This window comes from Arthrobacter sp. CAN_C5, from assembly GCF_017875735.1.
Classification (GTDB): Bacteria; Actinomycetota; Actinomycetes; order Actinomycetales; family Micrococcaceae; genus Arthrobacter_D.
The window spans coordinates 3,817,371-3,838,943 of the sequence record NZ_JAGGMZ010000001.1; the positions used below are offsets into that span (position 1 = coordinate 3,817,371).

Sequence of the window (21,573 nt, forward strand, 5' to 3'; positions counted from 1 at the left end):
TCAGTGACTGTGAGCGGCTTGGCGCGACGCCCAGTACGCAGCACCTACCAGCGCGGCGTCGTCGGGCAGGATGGCCTGCTCGATCCTGAAGTCCGCGAGACGCTGGTCTTCGAGAGTCATGCCCGCGCGGATCGCCGGTTCCACCAGATCCCAGGATCCGGCCATGGAGCCGCCGATCACCAGGATGCTGGCATCGAATCGCTTCAGCACCACCGCGAGGGTTTCCCCCAATGCACCGAACGCGGTGTCCAGGACCTGCCGGGCGGCGTCATCGCCGGCGCGGCTCTGGGCGGCGATGGTGTGGACGTCGGGGCCCGTTGCCGGGTCCACTCCCGCTGCTGCCGCATAGGCTGCCCGGATGGCCCGACGGGACACGGTGCGCTCCAGTGGGCTACCCCGGTACGTCTCGTGATGGATGCTTCCATCGGGTGAAACCGCCGGACCGGTGCTGACCGGTTCCCCGTGGTTCAAGAATGTCGACCCCACGCCGGTGCCCAGGGTGATGCAGAGCGCACGCTCATGGCCCCGCGCGGCTCCGAGGGCATATTCCCCCACCCCGAAAGCGTCAGCGTCGTTGAGGAAGTGGATCATCCCGGGTGTGGGACTGATGCGGTCCATCAGGGCATCCCGAACGTCGACGCCGTTGAGGCTGTCGAACTTTCCCACGTGCTCAAACCGGCCAATTCCCGTTGCGTAGTCGAAGGGGCCGGGAATCGCCACGGACCAGACGGCGCCCGGGGCAGCGGTGAGAGCATCGGCGGCACGCCCGATTGCTTCAATCAGGCTCTCGGCGGTCCCCTGGGCCTGCAGGCCGACCCGGGCCAGCGACTGTCGATCGATCGCCCACGTCCCGGATTCGACCAGGGCTGCGGTGAGGTGGGTGCCTCCCACTTCGAGCACGGGGACGATGGTGTTGCCGCTCATCTGTTGTAACCCTTTCAGCTGGTCTGAACACCGTATCGCCGAACCTTGCAGCTGCAGTAACCATGACGCTGGTCGGGTCAGGCAGCCATCAGGCGGTCCACCGCTGCGACCACCTGCACCCAGGCGTCGGTTCCCGGCGTGATCATCGCGAAGTGGTCCCCGGGGATCAGCGTCAACTCGGCGTCCGCCCCCGCAGCCAGCGCGGCCGCCACGTAGCTTTCGGACTGGCTAGCCGGAACCGTCGAGTCCTCCTCACCGTGCAGTGCCAGCACCGGCACGGCCAACGGAATGGCGGTCATTGGATCGGCCGCACGGTAGCGTTCCGGATCCCCAACCTGATCCACGCCCATGAGGTTCAGCACCGCGCCGTCGCTCAAACCCAGTTCGTGTGCCTCCACAAGGTTGAGCACCCCGGATTGGCTGACGACCCCGGTCAGCGGAACCACTGGTGTTCCGGCGCCCGGAGCGCCGTCGGGCAGTGTTGACCGTCCCGCAGCCCATACCGCGAGGTGGCCGCCAGCGGAATGTCCAAGGGCCGTCGTCACCGTCAGGTCCAGGCCGTGGTCACCGGCCGCCGTGGCCAGGAGGTCTATTCCGGCGCCCACGTCGGCGAAGGTCTCCGGCCAGCCGCCACCATCACCTACCCTGCGGTACTCAAGGTTCCAGCAGACGTAGCCCCGGGATACGAGGTCCTCGGCCAGCGGCTGCCCCAGATCCAGGCCATACCCGGACCGCCAGTATCCGCCGTGGATGATCACGACGACGCCCGGGAGCCGCTCGCCCGCCGGCAGGTACAGCTCGGCGAACTGGCTGGGATCATCGCCGTAGGTGTAGCGCTGGGGTGTCACTGGTTCCTCCGGTTGCTTCTGTGGCGTGCCGGGTTGCGCCGCCGCGCAACCCGCGAGCGCAGCCGCGGCAGCGAGACCAGCGGCTCCCAGGATGGTGCGTCGGCGTAGGTTGTCCACACCGCACAGCGTAACCGGCGGCTCCTAGCCCGACTCCGGCGCCACCCTTCCGCTGTGAGGGGCAGGGTGTTTGAATGGAGTGACCAATCGAGGGGGAACGATGCAAGCGAAAGGGTCAGGACTCGTTGTTAGCGGCGTGTTCGCGCTGATAGCGACAATCTTCGTTTTGCCAGCCGCGCTGTTTGAGGTCGCGACCAGGACGGCCGACGGCGCCGTGTTGACGGCATTCGGGTCGGGAATGGTCCTGCTGGTGAGTGGCATAAGCCTGGTAATTGCTGGCCTACTGCGGCGATCCCACGATCTGCGCCGCCCCCGTGATTACGCATCCATCACCTACGACACCCCCGCCCATTCAACGCGAAGGGCCAATGCACAACCAGGTGACACTGCGCGGTCCGGAGCCGGAGCTTTCAATGCACCTCTGTTGTCCGGGGGCCACTGCGCCGGAGACGGCGGCTCCTAGCCCGGCTCCGGCCCCACCCTTCCCCTGTCAGGGGCAGGGTGTTTGAATGGAGTGACCAATCGAGGGGGAACTATGCTCACCACAGGAACGCGGCGGCTCATCACGGGCGGCGTGGCGCTGGTAGCCACACTATTCATCCTGCCGACACCACTGTTCGAAGTTTTCAGCGGAACCGCTGAAGGGCTGTCGCTGGCGCTCTTCGTCCTGGGACTCGTCCTGCTGGTTGGCGGACTCTTTCTGGTGATCACCGGCCTGGTGAAGCGGTCACGTGATCTCCGCACCCCGCGAAGCTATGACACCCGGCAGGGCACCACCAGCGATGATGACCGGCCAGTGGACGGCTACTCCATGCCCACCGCCGGGCGCCAGGGGCAGATTGGCGGCCCCCTCTAACCACCGCTCCACCGGAACTGTCAGAGCCGGCCGATAGGATGACTGGAAGCCATCGTCGGAGGAGTCTTAATGAGCGCCTGGGATCAGTTGGATGACCGTCTCCGCCCCGCGGTGGAAGCGAGCACCCGCGAGTTTGAGCGGGTCCGGCCGCGCCTCGAAGAGGTAACCCGTCAAATGCAGGCCGGTATCCAGGACATCTTTGTCGGCACCGAACTCAACCCGCTGTTCGTCACGGCCCGCACCAAGACCGTCGAGTCGTTCCGCGACAAGGCCTCCCGCATGCTCGCCGCGACGGTGCCCGGGGACCTGCCGACCCTGGTGTTTCCCGACCCGCTGCGCAACCTTACCGACGTCGTCGGCGTCCGGGTGATCACCACCCTGCCGCACGAGGTGGATGTCGCAGCCAACCTGATCAAGCGCCAACGTCAGGACTTCGATTGTCGGGGGGATCGGGAGAAAGACATCGGCACCATCGAATCGGGCACCTACGGCTACTCCAGCCGTCACCTGATTCTTCGGACCATCCAGAACGAGGCTGTCAAGGAGTACCAGAAGGCACTGGACCCGGCGGCCAAAGCCGGCGGCAGTTACATGCTTGAGGTCCAGATCCGCACCGTCCTTGCACACGCATGGTCCGAGATTGAACACGACATCCGATTCAAGGCCTCCAATCCGCGTGCCTGGAGCCCCTACTTCGACCGGCAGTTCACGGGTACCGCAGCGATGCTCGAGTCCGTTGAGTCGGCGTTCGCTGAACTGCACGAACGGTATGAAACCGTCACCGGTTTCTGGGACGAGGAGGGTGAGGGCAGCGTCACACTCACCCCGAACCGGGTCCGGGACGTGTGGCAGACGCTTCTCCCGCACGTCGACCGGAAGACCGATGACAACTGGGGCTGGGCGGCCGAACTCCTCGCTGCGCACGGGCTGACGACGACGACGGCGCTTGCGTCGCTGCTGCAGGCGGACACCATCACCTCGGTGCGCCGCGCGCTGGATCACCGATACTCGCCGGGACCCGACCGGCTCCTCGACGACGTGCTGCTGTGGCACTACGGAGAACGCCACATCGACCTGACGGCTGAGCCCGCCGAGGCGAACCCCACCCCACGCCGGGACAGCCTGCAACGCCGGCACCGGCAGATGGCCACCTTCAGGGCCCTGGAGTCCAGCCGCTAACCCCTCACCGGTCTGCTCGGTGAAGTTCACACCGGTAACAGCCCAGTAACACCCCCTCCGCTAGGTTGCCGCGTACCTGCGACGGGGCAGGACCCGAGGGAGGAACGGCGCCATGTCCAAGTACGCACTCTGTGTCGGCATCAACAAGTTTGAGAACCTGCCGACCAACGGCTGGCTGAACGGGTGCGTCAATGACGCCAAGGACTTCGCTGCGTTACTCACCGAGCAGTATGGGTTCGCCAAACGGAACGTGACGGTGCTCCTGGACTCGAAGGCCACCAGGGCTGCGGTCATCGGCAAGCTGCAGGCGATGGTGAAGCGGGCCAAACCGGATGATCATCTGGTGTTCACGTTTTCCAGCCACGGCACGCAGGTACTCGACGCGTCGGGGGACGAACCGGACGGAGCCGACGAGGCGTTCGTTACGTTCGACATGAGGCAGAAGGGCGACCAGTGGGATGCTTCCACCCTGATCCTTGACGACGAGTTGCATGACCTGCTGGCCACCCTGCCTGACGGTGTCCTGCTCGATGTCGTCCTGGACACCTGTCACAGCGGGTCCGGGCTGCGCGCGCTGGATCTGCTTCCGACCAGGCGGCCCCGATTCGTCCCGCCGCCCACACCTCTTGGCCTGGAACAGACTGAATCGGCCGATCCGCGCGCGTTCCGCGATCTGGTCCGGTCCGACGCGGCGGCAAAGCCAGTCCTGTTCGCCGCTTGTCGCTCGGACCAGACAGCCGCCGATGCTGACTTCTCGGGGCGTTACAGTGGCGCTTTCAGCTACTTTCTCCTCAAAGCTCTCAGAGATGACCCCGCGAAAAGCCGACGCGACGTGTTGAAGCAGGTCAGCGCCGACCTGCGCGGCGGGAAATTCACGCAGCGCGCGCAACTCGAAGCCCCGGCGGCGGCCAAGGGCTCAGCCTGGGGCGCCGCGTTTTAGGGGTACCCGTAAGGGTTCGGGCGCTACCTTCCCCTACCCCCGCCGTGGAACGTGAGCCTCGCCGGCTCGGTGCCCGCTCCGGCTTCTGGGGTGGTGATCTGTCTAAGCATTGCAGCGTCACGGGCTTTAGCCTGCTGATACTCCTGCTGCCGCGCCGGGTCGTAGACCGGTTTCAGCGCGGCGTAACAGAGGTGACCCCCTTCATCGAAGCGAAGCAGCCCACCTCCCCGCAGGGTCACCGGGCCCGGTCCGGAAAGGCCCATCCTGCGCATCTCCGGGCGCCCCACCGTGAACTCCTGGACAAAGGAGGCGCCTATCTCCGAGACAACAAAACCATCCGGACTGACCCTGATGCTGGGGCGTACCCGGTCCACGGTGATGGAGTACCTCTCATCCATTGCGGTTTCCCGCAGCAGGTCCCCGTTCTCCCAAATGAACCTGACAATCTCCTCCGGATCGGTGCCGAGAGCTGACAGCCGGACCGGGTACCGGAGGCTGCGCATCCCGCCTGTCCCGGCCAGCAGCTCATCGGTGGGCACGGTTACTCCCACCTCAGCGAAAGCATCCCGAACCACCTGCCGATAGTGATACCTGTCCTGCGGGACAAGCACCAGATCGGCTGAAAGGATCCCGCGCAGGAGGTCGGTCCACGTCACGTCGACGGGTGCCATGTAGCCCAGCCCGCGGATCAGCATCGCCAGCACCTGCTCGCCAACCTTCGCCCCTGACCTCGCCACCTGATACAGGCTGGACCGTCCCCCCGGTTGGTCCAGCCGGGCCTTCCACAGCCGGGCCACCACGTTCAGTACCGCCTGCACCACCGGCTCCGCCCGACGATGCGGGTCCGGCAGCGTACGCCAGTCGGCTGGCACCGCAATCCGCATGGATTGCCTCGCCGGTCCATGCGAGAACAGTCCATCGCCGAAGCTGAACAAGCCACTCAGGAGGATCTGCTCATCAAGACCCTCCAGGTCCGGCGCCCCCACTCCGAGGGGGTCAAGGAGCTGCTCCACCCGCTCGGCTGAGGAAAACACCGACAGCATGGCCACCAGGTCGGAGATGGCCTCATGGAGGGCAAACTGGTCCAGGGAGGCGACCTGGTCCGACCAGCGCGGTCGGTAGCCGGCAAGGATCGCATGGGTCACCTCGTGCGCCACGAGATCCCGGTACAACGCCAGCGGGACCGCCAGCTGCTCACGACGATCCCTCCGGTGCCCGAAGCGGATTACCCCTTCCTCCCGGTCGTAGCCGGAGTCGGCATAGGGAACCGTATCGTAAGCGTGAATCCGGAGCCTCCTGCCGCGGGCCCAGCCCATCCGGCGGCCCAGCGTCGATTCAAACGCAGCCAGGGTTGACGCCGCGACCGCGTAGGTGTGCTGGGCGAGGAACCGGCGATCAGCCAACAGTTCGGACAGGTTCGGGGGCGGGCACTCGTCCATCAGCATCCACGGGTCGGTGTCATCGCCGAGCAACAGGTCAAGAGGCTTGCCCCGCCGACCGCGGACGACGACGTCGAACCGCGCACTCCGCGGTCCGCCACCGATGCGCTCCACTGGCACCCTGAGCGTCGTCGTCATCGGGCCGTCGGGGCCCATCGTAAACGGACCCTCGGCGAGGATCGTGAGGGGACGCAGCTCTCCAGTGTGGCTGCCGGGACCGAGCATCACGCCTGCCATGTGGATCCCTCCCTACCGCCCGTCCTTCGCCCGCCGGAGTCCCCGCGGTCCCCGCGGTCCCCGGCGATCCATCGAATAGGTAGAAAGAAATATCCTCCGCGGCAAACACAGCGTCAAGGAGGTCCGGCAGTAACGCCCCAGTAACAGGTGCGGACTGATACTGGCAGCCACCGCGCGGGTCGTAGTGGCAGTACCAACTGACCGTTCTCACCGAGGAGTAGCCATGGAGCCCACGACACTGGGGCCCACAACATTGGAGCCCGCCACTGCGGAATCCCCCGCCGCTGCGTCTGACGCCGCCGCGCGCGGGTCTGGGCTGAGCGCGGAGCAGCTAGCCCTGCTGAAGCCGCACGTCGTGAACCTGAGCCGTGGAAAGTTCTCCTCCGGTGGCGAGATCAGCTCCACTGCCGCGGATGTCGATGCCATCTTCGAGGAGCATCTCCCGGCGTTCGCCGCAGCTCGGACCGGGGTGCCGATCATGATCTACGCCCACGGCGGGTTGGTCAGCGAGTCTTCGGGGCTGCGGTCCGCACACCGGCAACGCGAGTGGTGGACCTCGAACGGTGTGTACCCCATTTTCTTCATCTGGGAGACCGGGTTCCTCGACGCACTCTTCGGATCCCTGCCCGGTGGCCGCGGTGTGGTGGGGGACCTGAAGGACCGGGCTGTTGAGCTGACTGCACGAGCTGCCGGAGGCGAACGAATCTGGGGTGAAATGAAGCGCTTCGCCGAGGTAGCCTCGGCGTCAGGTGGCGGGGCACTGTACGTAGCGCAGGCGCTCGGGAAGTACGTGGCCGCGAATCCCAAAACCACCGTGCACGCCGTAGGACACAGCGCCGGATCAATCTTCCACTCCTCTTTCGTGCCGGCCGCGTTGAAGGCTGGCCTGCCGGAATTCGCGTCACTGAATCTGTTGGCTCCGGCGGTTCGGACGGACACCTTCAAGACGCAGCTGGCACCCGAGGCGGGCAAAGGCATCAAATCCCTGGCCATGTTCACCATGAAGCAGCAGGCGGAACGTGACGATAGCGTCGCAAGGCCCTTTTACGGCAAGTCGCTGCTGTATCTGGTGCGCGCGTCCTTCGAGAAAGAGGAATTTACTCCCCTCCTCGGTCTTCAGGAGTGCGTCAACACCGACCCGGAGCTGCGGAAATTCTTCGGCGTCGATGGGGGCAAGGGCAAGGCGGAGGTGATCTGGTCGGTCACTGACAGCGGTCCGGAAACGCATCGCAGCACCGCCACGTCGCACGGAGGGTTCGACGATGATGCCGCCACCATGGAGAGCGTCGCCCGCCGGGTGACCGGCAAGAAACCGAAACCGTTTGGCGCCGCCAGGACCCTTGAAGAACCATTGGCCAGTGCTGCCCCCGCCAGCGGATCGACCCGAAGAAGTGCCCGCCGGGCGCTGTGTATCGGGATCAACGCCTACCCGCCGGGAAGCGAACTCTACGGCTGCGTGGCCGACGCGCAGGCCTGGGGTAGCCAGCTGGAATCGGTTGGGTTTGAGGTGACCACCCTCCTCGACGCGCAGGCAACCCGGGTCAACATTATTCAGGGGATTTTCGACCTGGTCAGTCACAGCACCGCAGGGGACGTCCTGGTGGTGCAGTATGCCGGTCATGGAACGTATGTCGACGATCTGGACGGCGACGAAAAGGAGGAGGGAAACGCCGAGAAGCTCCACGACGAGGCCCTGTGTCCAGTCGACTTCCAGGCCGGGAACCTGGTCATCGACGATGACCTCGGGGAAATTTTCGACCTGCTCCCCGAGGAGGTGAACCTGACCGCCTTCTTCGACTCCTGTCACTCCGGCGACGGCACCCGGCTGCTGCCTTCCTTCGGTGCCACCGTTGTCGACGGCGCACAGCGAGCCGCCGACCATGGTCGGCGTGCCCGGTTCCTGGTACCCGATGAGGCAACCACGGCGAACTTCAGGTTACGGCGCGGCACCCCCGTCAACGATGGTCCCCGCGCCAATGCGCGCGAGCTCCTCTTCAGCGCATGTCAGCCCGATGAGGTGGCGTATGAGACCGGCGGGCACGGGGACTTCACCGTTGCGGCAAGCCTGCTGGTGGCTACCAGCGCCCTGAAGGCCACCAACGGGGATTTCCTGTCGAAGGTGCTGGAGTCGTTCTCGCACCAGCCACGGCAGAACCCTTACTCCTACGGTCCAGCTGCGGCCTCAGCCAGGATGTTCCTGGCACCCTTGACCACGCCGGCCCCCACCCCGGGCAGCCAGCGCCCGGTGGAGGGTACTGCCGTCGGTACGGTGGCTGCCACCACCGACGACGCCGCTGCACGGGCCCGTGCAGCGGCGTCGTTCCTCAGGGCGACGGCCGACTTTATCGATCGGTGATCCTACCTACCCGACAGTGGGGTGGGTATTCTCGGATGGCGTGGCCGTGGGTGTGGTCCCATCGTCCTTGGCTCCCCAGTTCTTGAGCATTTCCACGGCGTCCAGTCCGGTGGTGTCCTTGAGCACCTGGAAGGTCTGCTGCAACCCGCCAGTGACGTTCTTGCTCAGCTGGGTGGCGCCGTCGTTGGAGATGACCGTCATGTTGTCGATCCCGGCCATCGGCGCGGCGATTTCCCGCGCGATTTGCGGCAGGATCTCCATCACCTTGTTGAGGATGGCCGCCTCGTTGAACTGCTCGTAAGCCTTGGCCTGGGCTTCGATTCCCTCGGCCTCGGCAATGCCCTTCTGCCGGACGACGTCGGCTTCTGCCTGACCGCGAAGCGCAATGATCTCAGCCTCTGCCGCACCGTTGGCACGGGTCACTGAGGCTGCCGCGTTACCGCGGGCCGTATTAGCTGCAGCCTCCGCCTCAGCGGTGACCTTGTCGCCTTCCGCACTCAGACGCCGCTTAGTCAGTGCGACTTCGGCCTCCACCTGGTCGGCTTCCGACTGGCGCTTGCGCTGCTCGAGCTTACCCGCGGCTTCCTGCTCCACGCGGTACTTCTCAGCGTCGGCGGGCTTGCGGATTTCGATGTCCAGTTCGCGTTCGCGCAGTTCGGACTGCCGGGAGGCAACCTGCTGCTCCTTGAGCAGGATGGACTGGCGCTGCTCTGCGGCTGCCAGTGGGCCGGCGGCGTCGGCCTGGGCCTGGCGTGCGTCGGCGGCCTCTTTAAGCTCGGCTCGGCGGAGGGCGAGGCGCTGTTCGGCGAGGGCCACCTGCTCGTCGGCGATCGCTGCGGCCTCGGCGGCTTCCTGCGCAGCGTTGGCTTCGGCGATCTTCGCCTGCTTCTCGGCGAGCGCGGCCTCCGGACGGCCAAGGTTCTTCAGGTAGCTGGAATCGTCGTCAACCGACTGGATCTGGAAAGTGTCGATCTCCAGACCCTGGTTGTGCATCGAATGCTCGGCTTCTTCCTTCACACTCTTAGCGAAGGACGCGCGGTCCTTGATGATGGAATCCACCGACAGCGTGCCCACGATGGAGCGCAGCGAACCGGAGAGGGTTTCCTGGGTGTAGTGGTCGATCTGTTCCTGCTGGTTCAGGAACCGCTGGGCAGCCCGGCGGACCGCTTCTTCGTCGCCGCCAACCTTGATCTGGGCGACGCCGGTCAACCGCAGCTTGATGCCGTTCTTGGAGATGCCCTCAATCTGGAGGGTCACCTGCCGGGAGGCCAGGGAGATCGAGAACGCCCTCTGGCTGAAGGGGTTGATGAAGGTGCGGCCGAACACCACGCGCTGGCTTTCCTGGCTGCCTTTGCCGGTGATGATCAGAGCTTCGGACGGGCTGGCGATTCTTAGGGCGAGACGAGCGATGACGGCGGCGATGACCGCCATCACCACCAGGACGGCAAGTACGATGCCGATACCGATAAATTGACTGAGGTCCACTACAGCCCCTTCTGTGGGATTCGATAAGGATGAGTGGCCGGTATCCTCCAGGAAAACGAACCCCTCCCGCCGAAGCAGAACTGGTTGGTCACTGAAATGCCCGTGCGGTCCCCCACCGCCCGCGATGTGTCGGGCGCCACCCTATGGACGGTACACGACCCACTCACCGTCAGGAGCGCGTTGCGCTCCTGACGACAACGCCGGACGGCCCCCAGAGCTGGGCTGGCGGCCGTCCGGCGTTGTCATCAACCGAAGAGTGGTGGGGACGTTACGCCTCCGACACTGCGGCGGCCAGGTTGTTCAGCGAGGACTCCAGATCGTGGGCGGAGACCGCCGGGAAGGACACCATCTTGAGCACCTTCGTATCGGTGACGGCCGCCCAGTCGTAGGTCAATGCCACCTCGGTGGAGTCCGGACCCTGCGGGGTCAGCTCCCACACCCACTGCCATCCCGCCGGCTCGGTGCCGGCCTCGGCCGTCTTCCAGGCGAGTAACTTGTTGTGGCCATAGCCCACCACATGGTTGTCGGTTTTGTAGTCGCCGCCCATCTTTTCCCAGTGCTGGTTCATGGTGAACACCTGCCCGACAGCGGTGATCCGATCCGACTTGTCGTCGGACTGCACCATGCCCGAGCCGTCAATCTGCGCATGCCGCTCAGGGTTGGACAGGACGTTGAAGATCGCGGCCGCTGACGCATCGATAACTCGGGTTGCGGCGATGGATTTCTCACTCATTGTGGTTCTCCTTTGATGTTGTCGGTCTTGAGCACCCTCTATTACAGTCTATGAGGTTCTGTCCGGCTACAGTTCGACGACGACGTCGGACGGCCGTTTATCGGGTCGCCAGCCACGCCACACGGGGTGGCGGAGTTTCCCGCCGTCGGTGCGCTCACTGAACTGGACCTCCCCCACCAGCGCAGGGCGCACCCAGTGCGCATCCGAGGCGTCGGCCGCCGGCACATCGGCGAGCGGCGCGGTTTTCCGGGACATCTTCCGGAGGCGGGAACCGAGTTCGGCGAGATCCCGTTCAGTCAGGCCGGACCCGACCCGCCCTACATACTTCAGGTCGACGCCGTCGGGCACGGCCATCAGCAGGGAACCCACCTTGTGCGCGCGGCTGCCTTTGCCCGGACGCCAGCCGACCACCACCACCTCCTGGGTGAGTTGCTGCTTGATCTTGATCCAGCCCCGCGAGCGTCGTCCCGCGGCGTAGCTGCCGTGCGTGAGTTTCGCCATCACTCCCTCAAGGCCGAGCTCCCTGCTCGCTGCGACAGCTTCCTCAAGGGTGGCATCCAGGGCTGGTGGCACCTGGATGTGACCATCCGCGGGACTATCCACGGCCTGTTCGAGAATCTCGCGTCTCTGGTCGTACCGGAGCTGCAGCAGGGAGTTGCCGTCAAGGTGGAGCAGGTCGAACAGCATGAAGTGCACCGGGGCTTTCCGGCGGGCAGCTTCAATTTCGGAGGCCTTGGTGAGGTTGAACCGGTTCTGCAGGAGCCCGAAATCGGGGCGGCCGGACCGGTTCAGAGCGACGATTTCACCGTCCAGCACCGCGTTCTCGGCATTGACGTAGTCACCCAGGTCAGCGAGCTCGGGATACAGGGCTGTCATGTCATTGCCGTTCCGGCTGGTCAGCTGCACCCCGTCCGGTGTTACGGTGGCGATCGCCCGCACGCCGTCCCACTTCATTTCGAAAGCCCACTCCTGGTCGGAGGTGACGTCCGCCGCGGACCCGGGGGTGGCCAGCATCGGCGCCAGGTCGGGCGGGGTCGCCATGGGGTCATCCGGGTGGGTTTCGGCCGCACCGCCTCCAGCGCCCTGGTCCTTCATCAGGTGCATCAGCCAGTTCCTTTCTCCCGATCCTTCCCCTCCTCCGGTGTGGATCAGCGCGTACCGCCTGACTGGGCTGCCGCTCCGGGCCAGTCCGCCGTCGTCGCGCCCGTGAATGGTGCAGATGACTTCCTCGCCCTCACGCCACTTTTCGGCTTCGTACGTGCCGGAGTCCCAGATGTACATCTCCCCGGCGCCGTACTCCCCCTTGGGGATGGTGCCCTCAAAAGAGCCGTATTCCAGCGGGTGATCTTCGCTCTGAACGGCGAGGTGATTCCTGTTCGGGGTGTCCGGCGGCCCCTTGGGCACCGCCCAGGAAACGAGGACGCCGTCGCGCTCCAGCCGGAAATCGTAGTGCAGCCGGCGGGCGTGGTGTTCCTGGATGACGAACCGGTTGCCCCCCGAGTCGCCGACCGCGGCGGGGATCGGTTCCGGGGTCTTCGCGCCATCGCGCATGGAGCGGTAGGCGCTCAGCCTGTCGGTCGGATTGGTAGGGGCCGCTCCCGGAGCGGTGCGATCCTCAGCTGCCGCCGGGCCACCGCCAGCACCGGACGGGGTTCCATCCAGTCCAGCCAGCAGGTCACCGCGTTCCTGCACCCGGACCATCATCTGGTGGTAGTCGATCTGCGCAAGCCCGGGATCCGCCATCTCGGCCCAGGTGCGGGGTGCGGCGACGGCCGGCAGAAGCTTGCCGCGGAGGGAATACGGCGCCACGGTGGTCTTGTTCCTGTTGTTCTGGCTCCAGTCGACCAGCACCTTGCCGCCGCGGAGTGACTTTTTCATGTCGCTGACCACGCTGTCTGGATGGTCTGCCTCAAGCGCCCGGGCCAGTTCGTGGGCGACCATCGACACCTCGTCGGAGGTCTGCGACCCATCCAGCGCCGCGTACAGGTGAATACCCTTTGACCCGCTGGTGACGGGGTACGGGTTCAGGCCCATGTCCTGCAGGATTGAGCGGGCATGGCGGGCAACTTCCGCGCACTCGGCAAGGCTGACCCCCTCGCCCGGATCGAGGTCGAGCACCAGGCGGTCGGGGTTGCTGATTTCGCCGTCTGGGCCGAACCTCCACTGCGGCACATGGATCTCCAGGGCAGAAATCTGACCCAACCAGGTCAGAGTGGCCAGATCGTTGACCAGTGGATACACGTTGACATGGTCGGAGTGGGCGATTCGGTGGCGCTGCACCCACTCGGGGGCGGACTGGTCAAGGTTCTTCTGGAAAAACACCTGACCGGGACTCTCCCGTGTGCCCACACCGTTCACCCAGCGCTTGCGGGTGACGGCCCGGTCCCGGGCATGCGGCACCAGGTAGTCGGCGATGGCAGCGTAATAGGCCAGCACATCTGCCTTGGTAGTACCGGTGCCGGGGTAGATGACACGGTCCAGGCTGGTCAGCCGGAGGCGCCGACCGTCCACGGTGACGCTCTGTTGCTGCTGGCCTTTGCTGGAACCCATGGGACCAGTCTTGTCCGGAAGCGCCGCAAACTCCACAACCGTTCGTTCAGAGCCTGGGCGTCCAGCCGTCTCACCGCCCCGCGGCGGGCAGCTAGTCGGTGAACTGCTCGCGGTAGAGCCCCACGTACCGTTCCCACTCCGCCGGGTTCTGCCCCAGGGCACGCTCGTTCAACAGGTCGTCGAGGCCGATCAGCGTGAACCGCCAGCCCGCCGCAACGTTTGCCGCAGTGTCCGGGTCCTGGAGAGTGTTGGTGAGGGTCAGCCGGCTGCCATTGTCGCCGTCCTCCTCAAGCGTCCAGGTCAACACCTCGCGGTCCCAGGTGAAGGTGAGGAGCCGCGGCTTTTCCGCCTCCAGGACCTTGCCCTGGGTGGGCCGCTCCCCGGGGAAGGTGAACGTCACCTCGGCACCCTTCCGCGGCAGCAGGTCCATTTCGCAGGGGAACCAGTACTTCAGCTTCCGCGGGTCGGTCAGGTGCTTCCAGAGCACCGACGCGGGGAACCCGTACCGCATCTCAAACCAGAGGGCAGGCTTCCCGTCCACTGTCGTCTTGGCAACCAGGGGCTCAGCTTTTTCAGGATTCACCAATTCATCGTATCCGCGGAACCCAAACACTGGTTCACTGGTTACATGAGAGCCATTTGGAAGGGCGCAGTTGCGTTTGGGCTGGTCAACGTGCCGGTCAAGGTCTACAGCGCCACCGAGGACCATGACATCAGCCTCCATCAGGTCCACGACAAGGACGGCGGCCGGATCCGCTACCAGCGCCGCTGCGAGATCTGCGGCGAGGTGGTCGAGTACAAGAACATCGACAAGGCGTACGACGACGGCGAGCGCACCGTGGTGCTCACTGAGGAGGACTTCGCAACGCTCCCCGTCGAGAAGAGCCGGGAAATCGGCGTCGTCGAGTTTGTGCCGAGCGACCAGATCGACCCGATCATGCTGGACCGCTCCTACTTCCTGGAACCGGATTCGACGTCGACCAAGGCGTACGTCCTGCTCCGGAGGACCCTGGAGGAAACGGACCGGACAGCGATCGTGCAGTTCACGCTGCGGCAGAAGAGCCGGCTCGGCGCGCTGCGGGTCCGCGGCGATGTGCTGATGCTGCAGTCGCTGCTGTGGGACGACGAGGTGCGGGATGCCAAGTTCCCCTCCCTCGACGAGCGGGTCCGGATTTCGGCCAAGGAAAGGGAAATGTCGGCAGCGCTGGTGGAGTCCTTCTCGACCGACTTCGATCCCGAGAACTTCACTGATGAGTATCAGGTTCAGCTCCGCACCCTGATCGACGCGAAGCTGGAGAAGGGTGAGGCCCTCGATACTGAGGAAACCTTCGGAGAGTCCGGTGACGACGACGGCGGCGGGAAGGTCCTTGACCTGATGGAGGCGCTGCGGCGAAGCGTGGAGAAGAACCGCGAGAAAAAGGGCACGTCGGGCTCAAAGACGGCCCCGGAGCCGAAAAAGGCACCATCCACATCCAAGGCAAAGGGCGCCTAATGGCACACACCGGATCATTCCTCCCCAGCTTCTTCACCAATGCGCGCGGCGAACAGACCATCGCGCAGGCCCCCAACACTCCTGTACTGGGCTGGACACTTTTCGGGATCGCTTCCCAGATGGCCCTGCAGGAAGAAAACCGGGTGCTGCTGCGAACCCTAAGCCGGGTATGCCTCGGACTGTGGGCGGTACTTGAGCTGACCCGGGGTGAGAGCGGATTCCGCCGGACGATGGGCGGATTGACCCTTGGCTGGCTAGCCACGCGCTAGCGGCCCCGACCAACCCCACCTCCGGGAGACCGCCTCCCCCTCCTTAGTCACGCCCGGGCGACGAGGTTCTGCATCACTTGTCACGGGTTTCGGCGCCACTGCGCGGCCCGGTCATTCACTGCCAGGACCTACGAATTTTGTGTGGCCCGAGTATGGCCTAAACTAACAACTGTCTCCTGCGTCCGCAGGGCATGACACCTGCCTGTGTAGCTCAGTCTGGTAGAGCATCCGCTTCACACGCGGAAGGCCCGGGGATCAAGGCCCCGCGCAGGCACCACCACCGGCCCAACGCCTCAGCGTTGGGCCGGTTTTGTGTCCCCGGGAAGCCAGCACGCTTGCTTTCGCTGCTGACTCCTCGGAAGGATAGGACTATGGCATACACACCCAGCACAGCAATAGTCACCGGCTCCGATTCCGGAATTGGCCGGGCAACCGCCCTCGCCCTCGCCGAGGCGGGGTGCGACGTCGGGATTACCTGGCATTCCGATGAAGATGGCGCCAACGAAACCGCTCGTCTGGTCCGCGAGCTTGGACGTAGTGCAGTGGTCTCCCAACTGGACACCACTGACGCTCCCGCCTGTGGAGATGTGGTCGACCAGATGATCAGCGAACTTGGCGGACTCGACGTGTTCGTCAACAACGCGGGCGTCAACGGCGGCACCCCCTTCATGGAGACCAGCTACGACGAATGGCGTGGCACCGTGGCAGCGAACCTGGACGGCGCATTTGTCTGCATCCAGCGCGCGGCGGCCCAGATGATTTCGGCGGGGAACGGCGGCCGGATCATCGCTGTCACCAGCGTGCACCAGGAGCAGCCCCGCGTTGGCTCCGCGGCTTATGACGCGTCGAAGCACGGCCTCGGTGGGCTGATCAAGACGATCGCCCTGGAACTGGGCGAGCATTCGATCACCGCCAATGCCGTACTTCCCGGTGAGATTGCGACGGCGATGAACGATGCCGAGGACGATGACCCTCAGGAGATCGACCGCCCGGGCATTCCGCTGGGCCGTCCCGGCGCTTCCGAGGAAGTCGCGGCAGTGATTGCCTTCCTCGCATCCCCGGCGTCCAGTTACGTCAATGGTGCTTCATGGGTTGTCGACGGGGGCATGCTGCAGATGGGTCCGCAGGCCGGTTCGCACCTCACCAGTGGAAAGTGGCGCACGGTCTAGCTCTCGCAAGCGGTCTATCCGGGCGAGTCCGGGGTCCAACCCCGGGCTCTCAGGAAGAATTCACGTGCCGTTCAGGCGGGACCGACGACGCCTCGGTGCTGTGGATTCTGCTCAATAATGGCGCCGGACGCCGGTTGATTCACTGCGATGACGGGTACAAGCTCAAACGGGCTGGCTAACCCGCAGCCCATGACCAGTCAGAAAGGCAGTTCCCGGAGGTAACCGGCAAAACCGCCCGGGGTGCGGCCCAGCATCCTCGCCGACGTAGTGGCTCTGATGCTGTCGACCGCGGCCCAGGTGATGCCGTGCGCCTTCAACCGGTCCGTAAGATCGGAGTCCTCATGGACTTTGAGCGCCGCGAATTCACCGACCGCCAGATACCCGTCAGCCCTGAAACCCAGATTGGCTCCGTGGACGTACGCGTGCCCGTCGTCGAGCGGATGGGCCTGATGCCAGGCCCGGGCCCGCTCGGAATCAAGCCCTACCGGATCGGGCTCGACCGTCCCCAGCACCAGCTGCACACCCTGCCCCGCGAGCCGGCATTGTTCGACCAGCCAGTCCTCGGGCACCACCGTGTCCGCGTCGGTGTTGGCCACCCAGACCTCCTCCATGGGCCGGGCCACCCGGGACAGGGCGGCGCCAATACCCGCCCTGCGAGCCAAACCGACCGAGGCAAAATCGACCTCCAGTGCCTGGGCCAACGGGTAGTCCGCAACCACCCCCGCCGACCCGTCAGTACATCCGTCCAGCACCACCGTGACAGTGAGGTCGATGGTCGGGAAGGTGGCGGCCAGCATTCGCGCAGCCGTTTCGATCGCGGTCAGACACTGTGGGAGGCTTTCCTCTTCATTCCGGGCGGGTACGACCACGACCAGCGCGCCGGGTAGCTGCAGCCCGCTCACAGCACCCCTGTGGACCGCGCCACCGACACTGCGGGTGGACGCACCAGGAGGTCAATGCGGAAGTCCTCCTCGCTCTGCTCGGCGAATACAGCCAGGGGTGAGGAACTGCGGAAGAGCTCGTGCACCGTGTCACCGTCGAGTTCCCAGCCGTCCACCGGGTGACGCCAATGACAGAGCAGGACCACGCCGTCTGGCGCCAGGGAATCGACGACGCGGGTCACGACATCGAGCAGCTGCGTCTGGGTCAGGAAATACCCCATTTCGGAGATCACGACGAGGTCGAACTGACCTGCCGGCCAGTCCTGTGGAACTGACGCCACCCGGGCTTCCGCCGTCGGGAAGTCGGCGAGTCGGCGATGAGTGGCGGCCACCGCGGTCGGGCTGATATCCAGGGCGAGCAGGGAATCGCTGCGCGCCGCGAGCTCGGCTGAGAGTACCCCGATCGAACAACCCAGTTCAAGGGTTGCAACGAAACGTTCCCGTGGGAGCAAGGCCAGGGCGACCGACCGCTTCCGGCGTTCGTAGAAGCGGTCCTGCAGACCCCACGGGTCATCTGAGCCGGTATGCAGGCGCTCGAAAACGCCCAATGAGGGCGTGGGGATGAATGTCTCGAAGCCGCGGCTGAAGTGCTCCAGGAAACCGGGGGCCAGCAGGGCTTCGTCGCCCGGCTGGTCGGAAAGCGGCGCCGTCTGGCTGGAGTGCATGAGGAGCGCGGACTGTTTGAGTGTCTGTTCGTCGCCGGCCAGGTCCAGCACAGCGAGCTGATCCCAGGGCACCTCCGGCGAGTCCGGGGTTGCCCAGTGCCAGAGCCACACCGGATATTCCAGCAGCGGCAGGTTCAGTTCGGCGGCGAGCAGGGCTGCGGCATGCCCGGCAGCTTCGTGGTCTCCATGCCCGTCTGAACGCCACGGTGCCACCAGCAGCGTGCGCTCCCCGGTTCGTCCGCCGGAGTCAATATTCTGGCGGAGCAGCTCCACCAGTTCGTCGGCTGCCAGCGAGCCGTCCGGGAGGCCGAGGAAACGTACCCGCGCGGATGGTGCGAGCATCTCGACGGCGTCCTCAAGTTCGCGGCGCCTCACACCGGCCAGCTGGACCGGGGTGTGTGTCGGTGAGTGCGGATGGGAGGCCTCCCCGTCGGTGGCGACCACGATGTCGGTGGCAACTCCGGCGTGCGCCAGGCGGCGCACGAGCCCTGCCGCGCCCAGCGTCTCGTCGTCCGGGTGCGCCGCGACGACGATCACCCGTTCGGGCAGGCGTCCGTCGAACAGCGACTCGACACTGAGCCGGGCATCGCTGCGCCAGTCCTGGCTCCAGCGGTGTTCTGGGGTGCCAGCGTCGTCATGCGTGAAGCTCACCACTGGGCTTCCCTCATTTCTTTGAGCCGATGCCCCAGGGACACGACATCCCGCTCGGCGTGATGCTGCCTCAGGTAGACCTGCAGGTCGGCGACCCGACGCGCATGCTCCTCCTCCAGGACCAGGGGTGCCGGCCCCAGAGCGTGGCCTACCGTCGTGAGGATCGACTCTGCAGTGTCAGCCACGATACTTCGCACCCGTGCGGCGAGGAGAGCGCCGGCGTCGCCGCCGGCCCTGCCCGCATCGATGTCAGCCGCGGCGGCGGCGAGCGTGACCCGTGCGGCGTGCAGCTGACGATCAACCTCGCCCAGGTGCATCAGGGCCAGCTGGTCCGGTGCCCGATCCCTGATCGAGTCCAGCAGGCGCCGCGACACCGCCACCGCGCCGCCATACCAACAGGCGGCGACTCCGAGACCTCCCCAGGCGAAACCGTCGCGCACCAGATACCAGGAGTCCTCTCCTACCGGGGCGGCCAAAGCCTCGTCAAAATCGACTGGCCCACTGTCGACGGCACTCAGTCCTCTGCTCACCCAGGTACCGGGGACAGGGTTGACTCCCGGCTGGCCGAGGGCCACGGCGAAGGCACGCCGCCCACCGCCGGGCAGGTGGGCGGTAACAACCGCATGGTCGAGTCTGCCGGCAAGCGAGCACCAGGGTTTCCGTCCGGTCAGCAACCAGCCGCGGTCATGGTGCGGATGCGCCTCGAGCCGGGTTCCCGGCCCTTCGGCAGCGAACACCCCCCAGGTTCCTTCAGAAACGGGTTGGCCAGCTTGGTCCAGGATGGCCAGGGCATCGAGGTGGGGTTCAACCGTGCGGGCAACAGTCAGGTCGGCTGCGGCGAGGGTTGCCAGGGTTTCCCAGAGCCGAAGAGTCGACCCAGCCCCGGGCAAGGGGGCTGATTTTCCGAGCTCGGAGGCAAGAGCGAGGGCCTCGGTCACCGAACCCGCAGCAGCGGCTCCCAGATGGTAGAGCGCATCCTGGTCCTTTGACCCAGCGTCCAGGAGCACTGACAGCCTCGGTTCCGTCACATCATCCTCTTCCGTCGGCGGCACAATAATCAGCATACTTACTCCATCTGGTCTCTGCTCACCGTAGAAACCTGGCTACAGAGGGGATTCCTTGACGGGATGGGAAAATCGGAGTGGGCTTAGGTCCCAGACTCCGACGGCGGAAGGTACCCGATGACATCCCTGTGGCAGGCGACCCGCCCCCCGCTTCCGACCGATCCGTTCACCCCCGGCGCCAGATATGACTCGGTGGTGGTGGGCGCGGGCATCACCGGAATCAGTACCGCGCTCCTGCTGGCGCGCTCCGGGCAACGGGTCGCCGTCCTGGAGGCGCGTCGTGCCGGCGACGTCACTACCGGCAACACGACGGGGAAGGTCTCACTCCTGCAGGGGACGCAGCTCTCGAACATCATCCGTCACCATGGCGCCGAGACGGCCCGCCATTACGTCACCGGCAACCTTGAGGGCCAGGCCTGGTTGCTGCGCTTTTGCCGCGAGCACGGAATCCAGTTCGACACCGCCGATGCAGTGAACTATTCAGTCACAGCTGCCGGGGCCGCCGCCCTCTCCGCGGAGTTTGATGCCTGCTGCACTGCGGGGCTGTCACCGACGCTCGGCGACGAGTCCTCCCTGCCGTTTGCGGTGACCAGTTCGCTCCGCCTCGCGGGGCAGGCGCAATTTCATCCGTTGCAGGTGCTGGCTGGACTTGCCGCCGACCTGCGCTCCCACGGTGGCGTACTGATCGAAGGGGTCCGCGTTCAGGGGATCACCACCGGCAAGCTGAAAGGTGACGACATCCGGGTGAACACGGCCAGGGGGCCCGTGACGGCTGAACATCTGATCCTGGCCACCGGCACTCCGATTCTCGACCGGGGCGGTCATTTCTCGGTTCTCACCCCGCAGCGGTCCTATGCGGTGTCTTTCACCAGCGAGGAAGGGTCACCGTTGGAGCTGGACGGGATGTACCTGTCTGTCGACTCGCCCACCCGCTCCCTGCGCACGAGTGTGGTCAACGGCAGGAAGTACCTGATCACCGGCGGGAATGGCCACCGGGTGGGCCGCCAAACCCATACGCAGGGGCTCATCGATGACCTCGTCCGGTGGACCCAGCAACACTTCGGCACGGTACAGCCGGTCCATCACTGGTCCGCGCAGGATTACGAACCGGCCTCGGCTGTGCCCTACGTGGGCAGACTGCCCCTGAGCCGGCACAACATCTATACGGCCACCGGGTACAACAAGTGGGGTCTGACCAACGCCGTGGCCGCTGCCCTCGCCCTGTCGGCGGAGATCCTCGGCGGCCACATGCCCTGGGCCCGCAAGCTGTATGCCACCCGAATCGCCCCTCAGGACGCCCTCAGCACCGTAAAGTCCAATGCTGGCGCCGGGCTTGAGCTGCTCAACGGGTGGCTGGGCTCCCTCGCGCGAACCTCGGCCGTCAATCCGCCGGAGGGCCAGGGAGAGGTGGTCCGCACCGGTGCCCGCCCGGAGGGCGTCTGCGTGGTGGACGGCGTCACGCACCGGGTATCGGCCGTGTGCCCCCATCTGGGCGGAGTCCTTGGCTGGAACGACGCCGAACGGTCCTGGGACTGCCCCCTTCATGGATCGCGTTTCACCGCCGATGGCACCCTCCTGGAAGGCCCCGCCACCAGGGACCTCACCAGGGGCGGATGAGGTCCCTACGGAAATTCGTTCACCTAGTGTTCACCTGTATC

20 protein-coding genes and 1 tRNA gene are annotated in these 21,573 nt (G+C 65.6%); 11 read left to right on the forward strand and 10 right to left on the reverse strand.

All coding sequences use genetic code 11. The features are described from left to right. Both H4V95_RS17880 and H4V95_RS17885 read right to left on the reverse strand, forming a co-directional pair. Window positions 1-924 (reverse strand): ROK family protein, encoded by a 924-nt coding sequence (locus tag H4V95_RS17880; RefSeq protein WP_196866778.1) that lies wholly within the window; start codon window positions 922-924, stop codon window positions 1-3. Window positions 925-1,001: 77 nt separating this feature from the next. Continuing rightward, a complete protein-coding gene (locus H4V95_RS17885; RefSeq protein WP_395939856.1) occupies window positions 1,002-1,889 on the reverse strand; it encodes an alpha/beta hydrolase family protein in 888 nt (295 codons plus the stop codon). A gap of 100 nt (window positions 1,890-1,989) precedes the next feature. On the opposite strand from H4V95_RS17885, the gene H4V95_RS17890 reads away from it, so the two are divergent. From H4V95_RS17890 to H4V95_RS17905, 4 genes are all read left to right on the forward strand, one after another. Next, a complete protein-coding gene (locus H4V95_RS17890; protein ID WP_209731203.1) occupies window positions 1,990-2,352 on the forward strand; it encodes a hypothetical protein in 363 nt (120 codons plus the stop codon). Window positions 2,353-2,424: 72 nt separating this feature from the next. Then, entirely contained in the window at window positions 2,425-2,745 is a 321-nt protein-coding gene (locus H4V95_RS17895; protein ID WP_196866780.1) for a hypothetical protein, read from the forward strand. A 69-nt stretch (window positions 2,746-2,814) separates the two neighbouring features. Next, the gene (locus H4V95_RS17900) at window positions 2,815-3,924 is read left to right on the forward strand and encodes a GTP pyrophosphokinase family protein (RefSeq protein ID WP_196866781.1); all 1,110 of its coding nucleotides are present in this window, start codon (window positions 2,815-2,817) and stop codon (window positions 3,922-3,924) included. Window positions 3,925-4,036: 112 nt separating this feature from the next. Then, complete coding sequence (locus H4V95_RS17905) at window positions 4,037-4,864, forward strand: caspase family protein (RefSeq protein WP_196866782.1); 828 nt, start codon at window positions 4,037-4,039, stop codon at window positions 4,862-4,864. A gap of 23 nt (window positions 4,865-4,887) precedes the next feature. Here the strand turns inward: H4V95_RS17905 and H4V95_RS17910 are convergent, their stop codons facing one another. After that, on the reverse strand, window positions 4,888-6,540 hold the full coding sequence (locus H4V95_RS17910; RefSeq protein WP_196866783.1) for a hypothetical protein: 1,653 nt from the start codon (window positions 6,538-6,540) through the stop codon (window positions 4,888-4,890). 223 nt (window positions 6,541-6,763) lie between these two features. On the opposite strand from H4V95_RS17910, the gene H4V95_RS17915 reads away from it, so the two are divergent. After that, on the forward strand, window positions 6,764-8,896 hold the full coding sequence (locus tag H4V95_RS17915) for a caspase family protein (protein WP_209731204.1): 2,133 nt from the start codon (window positions 6,764-6,766) through the stop codon (window positions 8,894-8,896). A 6-nt stretch (window positions 8,897-8,902) separates the two neighbouring features. Here H4V95_RS17915 and H4V95_RS17920 read toward each other — a convergent pair whose 3' ends face one another. After that, window positions 8,903-10,381 carry a flotillin family protein gene (locus H4V95_RS17920; protein WP_209731205.1) on the reverse strand — a complete coding sequence of 493 codons (1,479 nt, stop codon included), beginning with the start codon at window positions 10,379-10,381 and terminating at the stop codon, window positions 8,903-8,905. Window positions 10,382-10,414: 33 nt separating this feature from the next. On the opposite strand from H4V95_RS17920, the gene H4V95_RS17925 reads away from it, so the two are divergent. Then, window positions 10,415-10,573 carry a hypothetical protein gene (locus tag H4V95_RS17925; RefSeq protein ID WP_209731206.1) on the forward strand — a complete coding sequence of 53 codons (159 nt, stop codon included), beginning with the start codon at window positions 10,415-10,417 and terminating at the stop codon, window positions 10,571-10,573. Between the two features lie 76 nt (window positions 10,574-10,649). On the opposite strand, the gene H4V95_RS17930 is transcribed toward H4V95_RS17925, so the two are convergent. The 3 genes from H4V95_RS17930 to H4V95_RS17940 all read right to left on the reverse strand — a co-directional run bounded on the left by H4V95_RS17930 (window position 10,650) and on the right by H4V95_RS17940 (window position 14,247). Next, on the reverse strand, window positions 10,650-11,114 hold the full coding sequence (locus H4V95_RS17930) for an SRPBCC family protein (RefSeq protein ID WP_196866786.1): 465 nt from the start codon (window positions 11,112-11,114) through the stop codon (window positions 10,650-10,652). Between the two features lie 66 nt (window positions 11,115-11,180). Continuing rightward, the gene (locus H4V95_RS17935) at window positions 11,181-13,664 is read right to left on the reverse strand and encodes an ATP-dependent DNA ligase (protein WP_209731207.1); all 2,484 of its coding nucleotides are present in this window, start codon (window positions 13,662-13,664) and stop codon (window positions 11,181-11,183) included. A 91-nt stretch (window positions 13,665-13,755) separates the two neighbouring features. Next, window positions 13,756-14,247 (reverse strand): SRPBCC domain-containing protein, encoded by a 492-nt coding sequence (locus H4V95_RS17940; RefSeq protein ID WP_196866788.1) that lies wholly within the window; start codon window positions 14,245-14,247, stop codon window positions 13,756-13,758. A gap of 45 nt (window positions 14,248-14,292) precedes the next feature. On the opposite strand from H4V95_RS17940, the gene H4V95_RS17945 reads away from it, so the two are divergent. The 4 genes from H4V95_RS17945 to H4V95_RS17960 all read left to right on the forward strand — a co-directional run bounded on the left by H4V95_RS17945 (window position 14,293) and on the right by H4V95_RS17960 (window position 16,594). Then, a complete protein-coding gene (locus H4V95_RS17945; protein WP_209731208.1) occupies window positions 14,293-15,156 on the forward strand; it encodes a Ku protein in 864 nt (287 codons plus the stop codon). Continuing rightward, complete coding sequence (locus H4V95_RS17950) at window positions 15,156-15,425, forward strand: hypothetical protein (RefSeq protein WP_209731209.1); 270 nt, start codon at window positions 15,156-15,158, stop codon at window positions 15,423-15,425. The genes H4V95_RS17945 and H4V95_RS17950 overlap by 1 nt, the downstream gene beginning before the upstream one ends. 200 nt (window positions 15,426-15,625) lie before the next feature. After that, window positions 15,626-15,702, forward strand: a tRNA-Val gene (locus H4V95_RS17955). Window positions 15,703-15,796: 94 nt separating this feature from the next. Continuing rightward, window positions 15,797-16,594 carry an SDR family oxidoreductase gene (locus H4V95_RS17960; protein ID WP_196866791.1) on the forward strand — a complete coding sequence of 266 codons (798 nt, stop codon included), beginning with the start codon at window positions 15,797-15,799 and terminating at the stop codon, window positions 16,592-16,594. Between the two features lie 197 nt (window positions 16,595-16,791). Here the strand turns inward: H4V95_RS17960 and H4V95_RS17965 are convergent, their stop codons facing one another. Genes H4V95_RS17965 through H4V95_RS17975 form a run of 3 tightly spaced genes read right to left on the reverse strand, consistent with a single transcriptional unit; the run spans window position 16,792 to window position 19,915 of the window. Continuing rightward, window positions 16,792-17,496 (reverse strand): glycosyltransferase family 2 protein, encoded by a 705-nt coding sequence (locus tag H4V95_RS17965; protein ID WP_196866792.1) that lies wholly within the window; start codon window positions 17,494-17,496, stop codon window positions 16,792-16,794. Next, a complete protein-coding gene (locus tag H4V95_RS17970; protein ID WP_209731210.1) occupies window positions 17,493-18,851 on the reverse strand; it encodes a bifunctional PIG-L family deacetylase/class I SAM-dependent methyltransferase in 1,359 nt (452 codons plus the stop codon). The genes H4V95_RS17965 and H4V95_RS17970 overlap by 4 nt, the downstream gene beginning before the upstream one ends. After that, window positions 18,848-19,915 carry an acyl-CoA dehydrogenase gene (locus H4V95_RS17975; protein ID WP_209731211.1) on the reverse strand — a complete coding sequence of 356 codons (1,068 nt, stop codon included), beginning with the start codon at window positions 19,913-19,915 and terminating at the stop codon, window positions 18,848-18,850. Before H4V95_RS17975 ends, H4V95_RS17970 begins: the two co-directional genes overlap by 4 nt. A 117-nt stretch (window positions 19,916-20,032) precedes the next feature. Between H4V95_RS17975 and H4V95_RS17980 the strand changes: the two genes are divergently transcribed. Then, entirely contained in the window at window positions 20,033-21,532 is a 1,500-nt protein-coding gene (locus tag H4V95_RS17980; protein WP_209731212.1) for an FAD-dependent oxidoreductase, read from the forward strand. Window positions 21,533-21,573: the final 41 nt, after the last annotated feature.